Origin of the sequence: Litchfieldella qijiaojingensis (assembly GCF_014651875.1) — a bacterium.
Lineage (GTDB): Bacteria > Pseudomonadota > Gammaproteobacteria > Pseudomonadales > Halomonadaceae > Litchfieldella > Litchfieldella qijiaojingensis.
In genome coordinates, this window is record NZ_BMXS01000022.1 from 41,062 (window position 1) to 54,792 (window position 13,731).

General features: G+C 61.3%; 13 protein-coding genes. 11 read left to right on the forward strand and 2 right to left on the reverse strand.

The genetic code is table 11. The features are described 5' to 3' along the window. Positions 1–22: 22 nt before the first annotated feature. On the reverse strand, positions 23–745 hold the full coding sequence (gene rph, locus IE093_RS17585; protein ID WP_189471476.1) for a ribonuclease PH: 723 nt from the start codon (positions 743–745) through the stop codon (positions 23–25). Positions 746–886: 141 nt separating this feature from the next. Between rph and IE093_RS17590 the strand changes: the two genes are divergently transcribed. The 11 genes from IE093_RS17590 (at position 887) to IE093_RS17640 (ending at position 12,831) form a co-directional block, all read left to right on the forward strand. Further along, positions 887–1,750: a YicC/YloC family endoribonuclease gene (locus tag IE093_RS17590; RefSeq protein WP_189471477.1), complete on the forward strand. Its 864-nt coding sequence runs from the start codon at positions 887–889 to the stop codon at positions 1,748–1,750. 8 nt (positions 1,751–1,758) lie between these two features. Continuing rightward, positions 1,759–3,534: a transporter substrate-binding domain-containing protein gene (locus IE093_RS17595; RefSeq protein WP_229803703.1), complete on the forward strand. Its 1,776-nt coding sequence runs from the start codon at positions 1,759–1,761 to the stop codon at positions 3,532–3,534. 69 nt (positions 3,535–3,603) lie between these two features. Beyond that, positions 3,604–5,013, forward strand: coding sequence for a sigma-54-dependent transcriptional regulator (locus IE093_RS17600; RefSeq protein ID WP_189471478.1), 1,410 nt, complete (start codon positions 3,604–3,606; stop codon positions 5,011–5,013). Positions 5,014–5,523: 510 nt separating this feature from the next. Next, positions 5,524–6,990 carry an alanine/glycine:cation symporter family protein gene (locus IE093_RS17605; RefSeq protein WP_189471479.1) on the forward strand — a complete coding sequence of 489 codons (1,467 nt, stop codon included), beginning with the start codon at positions 5,524–5,526 and terminating at the stop codon, positions 6,988–6,990. Between the two features lie 119 nt (positions 6,991–7,109). Further along, positions 7,110–8,033, forward strand: a complete 924-nt coding sequence (glsB, locus tag IE093_RS17610) for a glutaminase B (RefSeq protein WP_268247408.1) — start codon at positions 7,110–7,112, stop codon at positions 8,031–8,033. A gap of 107 nt (positions 8,034–8,140) precedes the next feature. After that, on the forward strand, positions 8,141–8,773 hold the full coding sequence (gene gmk / locus IE093_RS17615) for a guanylate kinase (protein ID WP_189471480.1): 633 nt from the start codon (positions 8,141–8,143) through the stop codon (positions 8,771–8,773). A gap of 72 nt (positions 8,774–8,845) precedes the next feature. Next, positions 8,846–9,097, forward strand: a complete 252-nt coding sequence (rpoZ, locus tag IE093_RS17620; RefSeq protein WP_189471481.1) for a DNA-directed RNA polymerase subunit omega — start codon at positions 8,846–8,848, stop codon at positions 9,095–9,097. A 29-nt stretch (positions 9,098–9,126) separates the two neighbouring features. Beyond that, entirely contained in the window at positions 9,127–11,268 is a 2,142-nt protein-coding gene (locus IE093_RS17625; RefSeq protein WP_189471482.1) for a RelA/SpoT family protein, read from the forward strand. A gap of 89 nt (positions 11,269–11,357) precedes the next feature. After that, positions 11,358–11,747 (forward strand): RidA family protein, encoded by a 390-nt coding sequence (locus IE093_RS17630; protein ID WP_189471484.1) that lies wholly within the window; start codon positions 11,358–11,360, stop codon positions 11,745–11,747. Positions 11,748–11,799: 52 nt separating this feature from the next. Then, positions 11,800–12,315 (forward strand): RNA 2',3'-cyclic phosphodiesterase, encoded by a 516-nt coding sequence (thpR, locus tag IE093_RS17635; RefSeq protein WP_189471486.1) that lies wholly within the window; start codon positions 11,800–11,802, stop codon positions 12,313–12,315. A gap of 9 nt (positions 12,316–12,324) precedes the next feature. Next, positions 12,325–12,831 (forward strand): acyloxyacyl hydrolase, encoded by a 507-nt coding sequence (locus IE093_RS17640; RefSeq protein ID WP_189471488.1) that lies wholly within the window; start codon positions 12,325–12,327, stop codon positions 12,829–12,831. Positions 12,832–12,837: 6 nt separating this feature from the next. On the opposite strand, the gene IE093_RS17645 is transcribed toward IE093_RS17640, so the two are convergent. Continuing rightward, positions 12,838–13,713 (reverse strand): NAD-dependent epimerase/dehydratase family protein, encoded by an 876-nt coding sequence (locus tag IE093_RS17645; RefSeq protein ID WP_189471489.1) that lies wholly within the window; start codon positions 13,711–13,713, stop codon positions 12,838–12,840. Positions 13,714–13,731: the final 18 nt, after the last annotated feature.

Below are 13,731 nucleotides of genomic sequence, written 5' to 3' on the forward strand. Positions count from 1 at the left end.
TCTGTCTAAGCGGCTGACGCTCTCAGCCACGAATACCCAAGGCCTCGCGCTGGTGGGCGAAGAGCTGACGTCCAGCGCCTTCGGCCAGGTCGAGCATGGCATCGAGTTCGGCACGCGTGAAGCTGCCGGCCTCGGCGGTGCCCTGGACCTCGATCAAGCCACCGCTCTCGGTCATCACCACGTTCATGTCGGTATCGGCACCGCTATCCTCGGGGTAATCGAGGTCGACCACCGGCGTGCCCTGAAAGATACCCACCGACACTGAACTGACCAGTTGCTTGAAAGGATCCTGCTGGATCAGCTTCTTGCGCTGCAGGTGGCGGATGGCGTCGACCAACGCCACGCAGCCGCCGGTGATCGAGGCGGTACGCGTGCCACCATCGGCCTGGATCACGTCGCAGTCGACGGTGATGGTGAATTCGCCCAGTCGCTTGAGGTTGACCGCCGCACGCAGCGAACGACCGATCAGACGCTGGATTTCCAGGGTGCGGCCACCTTGCTTGCCACGTGCCGCCTCGCGGCCGCCACGAGTATGTGTGGCACGCGGCAGCATGCCGTATTCGGCGGTCACCCAGCCCTGATTCTTGCCGCGCAGCCAGCGCGGCACCCCGGCCTCGACGCTGGCATTGCACAACACCCGGGTATCGCCGAATTCGACCAGTACCGAGCCTTCGGCATGGCGGGTGTACTCGCGGGTCAGGGTGATTTCACGGGGTTGGTCGGGCTGTCGTCCACTGGGGCGCATAGGCGTTCTCGAAGACTCTCTTGAATTCTGTTGGCGGTTATTCGCCGGCGCGAATCGTCCGGCATGGAGCGCTATTCTACACGCTTATCGGTTACACTATTGAGTTCTCGATAACATGGCCGCGTAGTATCAGGAGTCAGCATGGTTCACAGCATGACCGCTTTCGCCCGCCACAGCCGTGAAGCCGACTGGGGCAGCCTGCACCTCGAGCTGCGTTCGGTGAATCAGCGCTATCTCGACTTGAATTTCCGTCTGCCCGAGACCCTGCGCGATCTGGAACCCACCTATCGCGACGCCCTGCGGGGCAAGCTGGCGCGTGGCAAGGTGGAGTGCACCCTGCGCTTCGAGCCTTCCGCTGTCGGCGAGAACCTGGCGGTCAACCGCGAGCGACTCGCTGAGCTGGCCCGTGCCCTGGTGGACGTGCGCAGCGAACTGCCCGGTGTGGCGATGCCCGACGCCCTGGCAATGCTCGAACACCCCGGCATACTCTACGCTCAAGGCATTGACTTGGAGACGGTCAAGGCCGCGGCCCTGGAGCTGTTCGAGGCAGCGCTGGGCGACTTGATCGCCGCACGTGCCCGTGAGGGAGAGCAACTCGCCGCCTTGATCGAGCTTCGCTTGAACGGTGTACGCGAGCAGGTCAACGCCGTGCGCGAGCTGCTGCCGGGAATCCTCGAGCGTCAGCGCGCTCAGCTCCTCGAGCGTCTCGAGCAGGTGCGGGCCGAACTCGACCCCCAACGTCTGGAAGCCGAACTCACGTTACTCGCCCAAAAGGCCGACGTCGACGAAGAGCTCGATCGCCTCGAGACTCACGTCAACGAGGTCGAACGTCAGCTCAAGCAGAAAGGGCCGGTCGGCCGGCGCCTCGACTTCCTCATGCAGGAACTCAACCGCGAGGCCAACACCCTGTCGTCCAAGGCCGTGGTCGCCGAGTCCACCCGTTGCGCGGTGGAGCTCAAGGTGTTGATCGAGCAGATGCGCGAGCAGATCCAGAATATCGAGTGACACCACGCATGACAGCGAGTCGGGCTGTGCCACCGCACAAGACGACCCAAGCCATTCCGAGGCTGGCACGGCTGATCGCGATGGCTATCTGTTTCGCCCTCGCGCCTGTGCCGGGCTGGGGACAGGAGTCTTCCTCCGCCGAGGGAGATAGGAGTGACCGCACCATCGTCGTCGGCGGGGATCACTACCATCCGCCTTACGAGTTTCTCGACGAGGATGGTCAGCCTGCCGGCTACAACGTGGAGCTGACCCGGGCCATCGCCGAGGTGATGGGGATCGATGTACGGATCGAGCTGGGCAGATGGGGCGACATGCGCGAGCGGCTGGAAAGTGGCGAGATCGACGCGCTCCAGGGCATGTCCTACTCCGAAGCCCGTGCCGAGCAATTCGACTTCGCCCCGCCTCACGCCATCGTGCATCAATCGATTTTCGCTCGCCGCAGCGACCCGGTGGTCGATGTAGAGGGCTTGAGAGGCAAGGAAGTGATCGTCCAGCGCGGCGACATCATGCACGACTACCTGATCGAGCATGATGTCGAGGCCAGGGTGATCACCGTGGATACCCACGCCGATGCGCTTCGGGCGCTGGCTTCGGGCCAACACGACTACGCCATGGTGGCCAACCTGCCGGCACTCTACCTGAGCCGTGAATTGGGGCTGACCAATATCGTGCCGATAGCGAAGCCTTTTTCGCTGCGCTACGGCTACGCGGTGCAAAAAGGCGATTCGAACCTGCTCGCCCAGTTCAGCGAAGGGCTTGCCATCCTGAAGAACACCGGTCGACACCAGGCGATCTACGACAAGTGGCTGGGCCCCCTGGAAAGCTCGGACGGCATTCCCTGGAAGAAGATCGGCCAGGTAGGTGCTGCAGTCTCCGGGGTTCTGCTGCTGATCCTGGGCGGTATCGTGGTCTGGAACCGGATGCTCAAGCGGCAAGTGGCAAGCCGCACCGAGGAGCTGCGGCTGCATCAGCAGCAACTGATCCAGGCCGACAAGATGACCTCCCTTGGCATTCTGGTTTCCGGCGTGGCTCACGAAATCAACAACCCCAGCAGCCTGCTGCTGCTGAACCTGCCGGTGTTGCGCGACGCCTATGCCGACGCCCAGCCCATTCTCGAAGAGCATTACCGCGTTCACGGGGATTTCACGCTGGGCGGCCTGGCGTACTCCCGGATGCGCGATGAGATTCCTCTCATGCTCGACGAGATGCTGGATGGCACCCAGCGCATCAAACGTATCGTTGGCGACCTCAAGGATTTCGCGCGACAGGGAAACACCGACCTGGGCGAAACCCTGGACCTCAACGACGTGGTGATCACCGCCGTACGCCTGGTCGACAATTCGATTCGCAAGGCCACCTGTCGATTCGAGACGCATTACGGCGCAAACCTGCCTCCCCTTAAAGGCAACGCTCAACGTATCGAACAGGTGGTGATCAACCTGGTGCTTAACGCCTGCCAGGCCTTGGAAAGCATGGACCAGGGCATCATCCTGACGACACGTTATGATCACGCAAGGGGCCGGGTGATACTGGAAATCCGCGACCAGGGTAAGGGTATCGACCCCGAGTCGATCAACCTGCTGACGGATCCTTTCTTCACCACCAGGCGCGAGTGTGGCGGCACCGGCTTGGGCCTATCGGTATCCGCCGGGATCGTTCGCGAGCACCACGGCAGCCTGGAGTTCGACTCCAGGCCCGGCGAGGGCACGACCGTTACTCTTGCCTTACCGGTATCGGCGGAACCGACACCCGATGGGAGATCATTGCGCCCAGCTTCGAGCTGAACGACGACAGCGCACGATCACGCCGCGACAAACCACGAACTTCCGGACAGTAGGTGGGTGAAGCGCCCGATGACGAAAAACCTGTACCCCTCATTCGGCCTGTTGCTCGTCGACGACGAGCCCTCTTTCCTACGCAGCCTGAGCATTGCCCTGGAGCGCTCCGGGGGGATCACCCACATACACCGCTGCCAGGATAGCCGCGAAGTGATGGAGACATTGGCGCGAGAAAACATCGGCCTGGTGACCCTCGACCTCACCATGCCCCATTTGTCGGGCGAGCGGCTTCTGACGCAGATCGTCGAGGAACATCCGGACATGGGCGTCATCGTGATCAGCGGCCTGAACCAGGTGGAAACCGCCGTCAACTGCATCAAGCTGGGCGCCTTCGACTATTTCGTCAAGACCGACGAGGAAAGCCGGCTGATCGAGGGCATCAAGCGGGCCATCCGCCTGCAGGAGCTAAGGCAAGAGAACCAGGAACTGCGCAAGCGCTTCCTCAACGACACCCTGGAGCATCCCGAGGCCTTCGCCCACATCGTCACCGGCGACAAGGGCATGCGTTCGGTTTTCCAGTATCTGGAATCGGTGGCCCTGACCAGCCAGCCGATTCTGATAACCGGGGAAAGTGGTGTGGGAAAGGAATTGATCGCCCGTGCGGCCCATACCCTGAGCGACCGCTCAGGACCACTGGTGTGCGTCAATGTGGCGGGGCTGGATGATAACGTCTTTGCCGATACGCTGTTTGGCCATCAACGTGGGGCGTTCACCGGCGCCGACCAGGCGCGAGCCGGCATGATCGAACAGGCCGCGGAAGGTACTCTCTTTCTCGACGAGATCGGTGACCTCAGCATGGCGTCTCAAGTGAAATTGCTGCGTCTGCTGCAGGAAGGAGAATACTATCCACTCGGCAGCGATCGACCCAAGCGCATGCGAGCGCGGGTCGTGGTCGCGACCCACCAGGATCTGGGCGAGAAGCAGATGGCTGGGGAATTCCGCAAGGATCTCTACTACCGACTACGCACGCACCAGGTCCATATTCCACCTCTGCGGCAGCGTAAACAGGACATCCCGTTGCTGCTGGAGTACTTCCTCGCCGAAGCAGCCGAAGAACTCGGCAAGAGCAAACCGACGTACCCTCCTGAGCTGCCGGTGTTGCTCACCAATTACGACTTTCCCGGCAATGTGCGCGAACTGCGCGCCATGGTTTTCGATGCCATGAGCGTGCATAAATCCAGGACGCTTTCCATGGATGTGTTCAAGCGCGCCATCCAGCAGGCATGCCAGGACACCCCCTTGGACCGTGCCGCCGAGCGAGACGTGTTCGCCTCCGACGAGCCCCTGCCGACGCTGGACGAGGTCGCCGACCTGTTGGTTCAGGAAGCGATGCGGCGTGCCGAAGGCAACCAATCCATCGCGTCACGCTTACTGGGTATTTCGCAGCCGGCGCTGAGCAAGCGATTGAAGAAGATGCGTGCCTAGGGAAGCGCTGAACCCCTATAACCATGGCAATACCCATAACCATGGTTATAGGTAATGCAACCCTTTGTATAAAAAGAATTTTTCATGAATTCACACCTTCGCCAACCACCCTTGGTTATACCCCTTCCTCTTGGGCCGTTCACCGCCTCTTGTTGAATACTCCAGATATAACAATCAGTTAGCCGAGACGACCAAGGCTGGCATGCACCTTGCTCCCTATGATCCGGGCTCGCAACAGTGAGCCAGGGGAAACCGCTGATTTATGTCGCGAGCGATGAGAGGCTGGCCGACGCCGAACCGCAGGAACCGGAGTTTACGTGGGTGTAAATGAGGCTTTCGAGGATCGCCGACGGTCAGGATATCAAGCGCAGCAATAAATCAGTGTTTCCCTAGCTTCGATAAACGCAAGCAAGAGGTTTCACCCATCATGCCAAGAACAATGACGACCGCAGCTACGGCACGGGCTGCATCGCTTTCCATTCCCACGACAACCATGGAGGGGAATGCATAATGCTGGATATCATCAACGATCTTCTCTGGGGCAAGGTGCTGATCGTACTGCTGATCGCCGTCGGCATCGGCTTCACGGTATGTTCCCGCTTCGTTCAGTTTCGTTATTTCGGCCGCATGTTCCGGATCCTGAGTGCCAGCCAGGCATTCAAGCGGGACAAGCACGGCCATCTGAGCTCTTTCCAGGCCTTGCTGCTGTCGGTGGCCGGTCGCGTCGGTGGCGGCAATATCGCCGGCGTCGCGGTAGCGATCACGCTAGGCGGCCCGGGAGCCATCTTCTGGATGTGGTTGGTTGGCCTGATGGGGATGGCCACCAGCTATCTCGAATGTACCCTCGCCCAGGCCTACAAGACGACACAGCCCGACGGCACGTATCGTGGTGGCCCGGCGTATTACATTGCCCGCGGACTCGGCAGCCAATGGAAATGGCTGGCAGGCCTCTATTCGGTGCTGCTGCTGGTCACCTTCGGCTTCGGTTTCACTGCCCTGCAATCCTACGCCGTCGCGACTTCCGTCGATGACGCCTTCGGCATACCGGTCGTTTACACCGGCATCGCCATGGCCGTGGTCGTAGGTTTGATCATCTTCGGTGGCGTCAAGCGGATCGCGCGGGTGGCGGAAGTGCTGGTGCCGGTAATGGCGGTCGGCTATCTGCTGATTGCCATCGTGGTACTGAGCATGAACCTTACCCGGATTCCCGATGCGATCCTGCTGATCGTCAACAGCGCTTTCGGTCTCGAGCAAGCGGTTGGCGGCGGTATCGGCGCAGCCATCCTCATGGGGGTCAAACGCGGCCTGTTCTCCAACGAAGCAGGCCTTGGCAGCGCCCCGAACGTTGCGGCGGTCGCCTATGTGCCACACCCGGCCAACCAGGGCATCGTCCAGGCATTCTCGGTGTTCATCGACACGCTGATCATCTGTTCCGCCACCGCTTTCACCATCCTGCTCAGTGGCGTCTACGACCCGGCTGCCGTCGCCGATATCGGTGGCGTCGCCCTGACCCAAGCCTCATTGGCCGATCATGTCGGGGAATGGGGGCGTAGCTTCGTCAGTATCGCGCTGCTGCTGTTCGGCTTCAGCACCATCCTCTACAACTACTATCTCGGGGAAAACAGCATCAACTTCTTAAGCGACCAGAACAAGACGTTGTTCAACGTCTTCCGGATCGCCGTCATCGGCCTGTGTTCCTGGGGGGCGATCACCGACCTGGGTACCGTGTTCGCCTTTGCCGATGTGACCATGGGCTTCCTGGCGCTGGCCAACCTGATTGCCCTGATCATGCTGATCAAACCGGGGCTGCGTTTCATGCGTGACTTCGACGACCAGATCAAGGCGGGTATCGAGCAACCGATCTTCGATGCCAGCAAGTTTTCCGACTTGAACGTCGATCCGGCCGCCTGGGATATCGAGCCTGAGGACCTGCAACGGGTACGACGGCCTCAAGTGGCCACACCTCCCTCCAGCTAAGCGGACATGTAGCAATCCGCGATTCGTCCGGCCCGGAAGCGACCCTGTCGCTCCGGGCCGGCCTCCCCTTGTCGCTTGCAACTTGCGAAAGCACGCCTGAAAACCGGGTACCTGAACTCATGGTGAAGATACAGGAGTGGGTGGAAGACATAAACGAGCGGGCCAGAACGAAGCTCGGAACAGGGCGCGTCGCCGACTATATACCGGCACTGGCGGAGCAGGATGCCAACAAGTTCGGCATCGCGATCTGTACCAATGAGGGAGAGGTATACGCTGCGGGTGATGCACAGGAGCCATTCTCGATACAAAGCATCTCGAAAGTGTTCCTGCTGACCCTGTCGTTACGAGTTTATGGAAACGAATTGTGGGAGCGCGTGGGTCTCAACCCATCGGGAATGCCGTTCAATTCCCTGACGCAGCTCGAAGCGGAACGAGGCAAGCCTCGCAACCCCTTCATCAATGCCGGCGCCATCGTGGTGGCAGACCGTTTGGTCAGTGCCTTCGCCACGCCGTCGAAACATCTACGGGATGTTGCCAGAAAGCTGTCCGGCAACGAGTCGATCCTGATCGACGCACGCGTCCAGGAATCGGAATGGCAGCACCGTTCCCGCAACGCCGCCATGGCCTACCTGATGAAATCGTTCGGCAACATCGACAATGACGTCGACCAGGTACTGCACTCCTATTTTTCCTGCTGCTCGTTGGCCATGAGCTGTGTCGACCTGGCCGTTGCGCTGAACTATCTGGCCGCTGACGGGCATGCCCAGGCCATGGGCGAGCCGTTCATCGCCCCCGATTTGGCGCGAAAGATCAACTCGATCATGTTCACCTGCGGCATGTACGATGCAGCGGGGGACTTTGCCTATCGCGTGGGGCTACCGGCCAAGAGCGGCGTCGGCGGCGGTATCGTTGCCATCGTGCCCGGCAAACTGTCGGTTTGCGCCTGGTCGCCGGCCCTTGATGAAAACGGCAACTCGGTGGCGGCCCAATACGCGCTGGAGCTGCTCGCGGAGGAAATGGTCCGCCAGCAGCTTGGACATTAAGCCGACCTGCTTGCTGAACCGGGTACAACGGCGACAGTGTGGATACCGCAGAGCAATGTGCGATAATGCGCGTTTTCCCTCGAAGCGGCTCAACCGGACACATGATCATGTCCCACGGTACTCTTTTCATCGTTTCCGCGCCGTCCGGCGCTGGCAAGACCAGCCTGGTGCGGGCCCTGCTCGAGCGCCTCGACGGCATCCAGGTCTCGGTGTCGCACACCACTCGCCCCCAGCGCGATGGCGAGGCCGATGGCGTGAACTATCATTTCGTCGACGTTTCCGCCTTCGAGCGCATGATCGAGCGCGGTGACTTCTTCGAGCACGCCCGGGTATTCGACAACTACTACGGAACCTCGCGCCCGGCGGTGCAGGCACTGCTCGCCGCGGGCACCGATGTGATCCTGGAGATCGACTGGCAGGGCGCGCGACAGGTCCGCGCCCAGGTCCCGGAGGCGGAATCGATCTTTATCCTGCCGCCCTCGCGTGCCACGCTGCGAGAGCGGCTGGCCAGCCGCGGTACCGACGACGACACCGTGATCGAACGTCGCATGCGCGATGCGATCAGTGAGATGTCGCATTTCGATGAATATCGCCACGTGATCATCAACGACGACTTCGCCACGGCGCTGGCCGAGCTGGAAGGTCTGGTGCGGGCCAGCCGCTCTCGCCTGGAACGCGTGCGCGAGCGCCACGGCTCACTGATCGAGGCACTCTTGTCACGCAGTGAAGGGGTCGAGTAGACTGATTTATCCCCCCAAGCGTTTCAACCACATGCGTTACACGCATTCAACCGCAATAGCAGGATACCGTTCATGGCGCGAGTCACCGTTGAAGATTGTCTGGATCACGTCGAAAATCGTTTCAAGCTGGTGATGATTTCCACCCAGCGCGCCCGTCAGCTTGCCCGCGGTTCCCGCGATGCCCTGCTGCCGTGGGAGAACGACAAACCTACCGTCATGGCACTCCGTGAGATCGCCGCCGGCAAGATCAACGAGAATGTGCTGGACGAGCCGATCGAAGCTCCGGTGCGGCCCCGCCGCGAACCCGAGATGGGAGAGGAGTGACGGTCGTCATTCAGGTATAGGCGCGCTTCATGTTTACCATCGATGACCTGGCCGACCGCCTTGGCGGCTACCTCCCACCGGATGAGATCCAGCAGGTCAAGCGTGCCTTCTATTATGCTGAGCAGGCCCACGATGGTCAGCGCCGGCGCTCTGGTGAGCCTTATGTGACCCATCCCCTGGCGGTGGCCAATATCCTCGCCAACATGCACATGGACCATCAGAGCCTGATGGCGGCCATGCTGCACGACGTGATCGAGGATACGGGGGTGTCGAAGGAGGCCTTGGCCGTCCAGTTCGGCGAGCCGGTGGCGGAACTGGTCGACGGCGTCTCCAAACTGACCCAGATCACCTTCGAAGACAAGGCGGTCGCCCAGGCCGAGAATTTCCAGAAGATGGTACTGGCGATGTCCAAGGACATCCGCGTAATCATCGTCAAACTCGCCGACCGCCTGCACAACATGCGCACCCTAGGCGCGCTGCGCCCGGAGAAGAAACGCCGCATCGCCCGCGAGACGCTGGAAATCTATGCGCGCATCGCCAGCCGGTTGGGCATCAACACCATCCGCGTCGAACTCGAAGACCTCTCCTTCCAGGCCCTGCACCCGATGCGCGCCGAACGTATCAAACGTGCCGTCAGCAAGGCTCGAGGCCACCGCCGCTCGACCATTCGTCAGGTCCAGAACAGTCTGCAGAGATGCCTTGACGACGACGGCCTGCCGGGAACCGTGATCGGCCGCCAGAAACATCTGCTGTCGATCTATCGCAAGATGCGCGACCAGCGCAAGTCGTTCGCCGAGATCATGGACGTGTTCGGCTTCCGCATCATCACCGATGACGTCGATAGCTGTTATCGCATCCTCGGCGCGGTGCACAACCTCTACAAGCCGGTTCCCGGCCGCTTCAAGGATTACATCGCCATCCCCAAGGCCAACGGCTACCAGAGCCTGCATACTACCCTGTTCGGCTCGAGTGGCATGCCCATCGAGGTGCAGATCCGCACTCGCGAGATGGAAGCCATGGCCAACAACGGCATCGCCGCCCACTGGCTCTATAAGGCTGGCCAGACCGCACGGCCGATTGCCATCGGCAGCCACGCCAGAGCCCGGGAGTGGGTGCGCGGCCTGCTCGAGATGCAGCGCCACGCCGGTAACCCGCTGGAGTTCATCGAACACGTCAAGAACGACCTGTTCCCCGACGACATCTACGTGTTCACGCCCAAGGGCGACATCATGGAGCTGCCGCAAGGCGCCACAGTGATCGACTTCGCCTACAGCGTGCACACCGATATCGGCAATAGCTGCATCGCGTGCCGCATCGACCGCCATCTGGCACCACTTTCGACCCGCCTGGAAAGCGGCCAGACCCTGGAGATCATCACTGCCCCGGGAGCGCGACCCAATACCACCTGGCTGTCGTTCGTGGTCACCGCCAAGGCACGCTCGGCGATTCGCCATGCCTTGAAGCACCAGCAGCATACCGAGTCGGTACAGCTCGGCCGGCGGTTACTCAACAAGGCGCTGGCCGACTTCGACACCAGCCTCGAGGAACTACCCAAGGATCACCTGCCCAGCCTGCTCCAGGAAATGGGGCTCAAGAATGAGGACGAGCTGCTGGAGTCCATCGGTCTGGGCACGCGTCTGGCCCATGCCATCGCCCGCCGGTTGATAGACGCCCTGCCCGATACGGCCAGCGCTGCGACGGAGCGATCGCACACCAGCGGACAGGGCAGTCCGATCGTGATAAGCGGTGCCGAAGGTATGGTGATCAATTTCGCGCGCTGCTGTCACCCACTACCGGGAGACCCGGTGATCGGTCATTTGTCGGTAGGCAAGGGCATCGTCGTGCATCGCGCCGAGTGCCGCAATCTCGACGAGCTCCGCAGCGACCCGGAGAAGCTATTCGCCCTGGAGTGGTCACAGCAGATCCAGAATGATTTCCCGGTGGCCATGCGCATCGAGATGGAGAGCCGTCGTGGCCTGGTCGCTGAACTGGCCAGCCTGGTCACCGATGCCGATGCCAACATCGAACGTATCGGCATCGAGGAACGTGACGCCCGGCTATCGATCGTCAACCTGACGATCGCCGTGCGTGATCGCGTGCACCTGGCACGAATCATCAAGCGGATTCGCAACCTGCCTCACGTAGGCAAGATCTCGCGCGTCCGAAACTGAACCTCGACGATCGCATAGCCGTGCCTGGCGCGGCAGGCGATCGTTTTTTATTGCAACCACAGCGTCACAGCACTACCGAGGAGCAAGCCATGAGCAACAAGGCTGTCATCAACACCGACAAGGCACCCGCCGCCATCGGCCCTTATTCACAAGCCATCAAGGCCGGCAACACCGTCTACATGTCCGGCCAGATCCCGCTCGATCCAGCGACCATGGAACTGGTTTCCGACGACTTCGAGGCCCAGGCCCGCCAAGTCTTTTCCAACCTCAAGGCGGTCTGCGAGGAAGCTGCCGGCTCGCTTACCGACATCGTCAAGATCAACCTCTACCTGGTCGAGCTCGACAACTTCGCCATCGTCAACCGGGTGATGGAAGAGTTCTTCTCCGCGCCCTTCCCGGCACGTGCCGCGGTCGGCGTCAAGGCGCTGCCCAAGGGGAGCCAGGTTGAGGCGGAAGCGATCATGGTCATCGGTGACTGAGGAAAGGCTGATTCATTGCTGCGCTCGCCGATTTCTGAAGTGAGGTGTGGCCATGCGGCTGTTCTTCGCTCTGTGGCCCGACGACGCACTGCGCCATGAACTGGTGGCCCTGGCCCGGCAGGTCCAGGGTTCTTGTGGCGGGCGCCGTCCACGCGACGAAGCCATCCATCTGACCCTGGCCTTTCTCGGCGAGGTGTCGCCTGCGCAGGCATCGGAACTGGCCGATATGACTAGAGGGTTCCATTGTCCAGCCGGACAGTGGACGCTGGATCGCTTCGGTCACTTCCGGCGCGGTGGCATCTTGTGGTTAGGCAGCGAGGCGCCCGTTCCAGCGCTCGATGCCGTGCAGGCCCGGCTGTGGCAGGCACTGACCGACTACGGCTTTACACCACCATCACGCCCTTTCCTGCCGCATGTCACCCTGCTGCGCAAGGCGCGACGGCCGAGGTGGGACAAACTCCCCGCGGTGAACCTAGACTGGCATTATAATAAGCTGGTACTGATACACTCCGTCGCCGATGGCCGGGGACGCCGCTACGACTCCCTGGCCCACACGACGACCGCCTGAGGAGTCGCGATGACAAGGAAGCCCCTGGCTGTTGTAGCCACGTGGTTGGCCACTACCTTGCTGGCCATACCTCATGCGAAAGCGGACCTCTACCTTGCCGCAGGCATCACCAGCGAAAGCGATGCGGCACTCAAGGTCGAGCTCGATCGCGAGTTCGACCTCTCGCATTGGCATCCGCAGCTCAGCCTGCGCCTCGCCACGGGCGCCCTGCTGCTATCCACTGGCACCGACGATGGCGATGTCGCCTGGCTGATCACTCCGGCCTTTCGCTATACCTTTGCTGGCGAAACCGGCGCTTTCCTGGAAGGCGGAATCGGCGCCAGCGTGTTCTTCGACACCCGGATAGAATCGCGACGGCTCTCCACAGCCTTTCAGTTCGAGGATCGCCTGGCGCTGGGCATGCCGCTGGCCCAGGGAGACATCATGGCCAGCGTGACCCACTACTCCAATGGCGGACTTGATCACCCCAACGATGGCTTCGAGGTGTATGCATTGAGCTATCGCCTGCCTTTGTAGCCAAGGCTAGGCCTTGATGTTTTCCAGGAAGCCACCCTCCTCGAGCACCTGGGCGTAGCCCTCGCGGTAGGAAGGAAAGCGGAAACGATAACCGGACTCGAGCAACCGGGTATTGTCACAACGCTTGCTGGAGCGACGCTTTAACGGCGACTGGATGATTTCGGTGGCTTCCACCTTGAGCTTCCCGGCCAGCCAGGTCATGACCTCGTGCAATGGAGCCGGTTCGCAATCAGTGGCCAAATACAGCTCATCGATGTCCTTCCCGCCGAGCGTCAGGTCGATGAGATGGGCCAGCACCCCGGCACAGTCGTCACGGTGGATACGGTTGGTATACATCGGCGGCGCTGCAGGCGCGATACGGCCCTCGCTGACCTGCCGAATCAAGCGATCGCGCCCCGGTCCATAGATGCCGGAAAAGCGCACCACGGTGCCGGGTAACTCATGCCCGAACAGGAGTTGCTCAGCCGCATGCATCAACTGCCCGGAAAAGCCGTGTGGCTCGATGGGGCTCGCCTCGTCGACGTGCTCACCGTCCTGCTGGGCATAGACGCTGGTCGAGGAAACGAAGAAAATCCGCTTGGGCGGAGCGTCACGCCGGCCATACTCGGTCAGTACGGATTCGAGCCCCGCCGGATAAGCCGCCTGATAGGCGCTTTCCTCGAAGCGATCGGCACTCACCACATAAACCACGATATCGGCATCGGGCAATGTGGCCAGCGCGCCGCTGTCGTTGACATCCAGCGCTACTGACTCGATGCCGCTTCCCTCGAGCGCCTGTGGCTTGCGACGCGCTCCCAGGACCCGGTGACCGGCTTCCTGCAACTGTCGCCCCAACGTCATGCCTATATCACCACAACCAATAATCAGAGTCGTTGTCTTCACCTTTCCTCCGCCCCTTGA

Coding starts and splice junctions, on each gene's coding strand:
- IE093_RS17640 (WP_189471488.1), top strand. CDS start 12,325: ATGACAAGGAAGCCCCTGGCTGTTGTAGCCACGTGGTTGGCCACTACC.
- IE093_RS17630 (WP_189471484.1), top strand. CDS start 11,358: ATGAGCAACAAGGCTGTCATCAACACCGACAAGGCACCCGCCGCCATC.
- rph (WP_189471476.1), bottom strand. CDS start 745: ATGCGCCCCAGTGGACGACAGCCCGACCAACCCCGTGAAATCACCCTG.
- IE093_RS17600 (WP_189471478.1), top strand. CDS start 3,604: ATGACGAAAAACCTGTACCCCTCATTCGGCCTGTTGCTCGTCGACGAC.
- IE093_RS17605 (WP_189471479.1), top strand. CDS start 5,524: ATGCTGGATATCATCAACGATCTTCTCTGGGGCAAGGTGCTGATCGTA.
- gmk (WP_189471480.1), top strand. CDS start 8,141: ATGTCCCACGGTACTCTTTTCATCGTTTCCGCGCCGTCCGGCGCTGGC.
- rpoZ (WP_189471481.1), top strand. CDS start 8,846: ATGGCGCGAGTCACCGTTGAAGATTGTCTGGATCACGTCGAAAATCGT.
- thpR (WP_189471486.1), top strand. CDS start 11,800: ATGCGGCTGTTCTTCGCTCTGTGGCCCGACGACGCACTGCGCCATGAA.
- IE093_RS17625 (WP_189471482.1), top strand. CDS start 9,127: ATGTTTACCATCGATGACCTGGCCGACCGCCTTGGCGGCTACCTCCCA.
- IE093_RS17590 (WP_189471477.1), top strand. CDS start 887: ATGGTTCACAGCATGACCGCTTTCGCCCGCCACAGCCGTGAAGCCGAC.
- IE093_RS17595 (WP_229803703.1), top strand. CDS start 1,759: ATGACAGCGAGTCGGGCTGTGCCACCGCACAAGACGACCCAAGCCATT.
- glsB (WP_268247408.1), top strand. CDS start 7,110: ATGGTGAAGATACAGGAGTGGGTGGAAGACATAAACGAGCGGGCCAGA.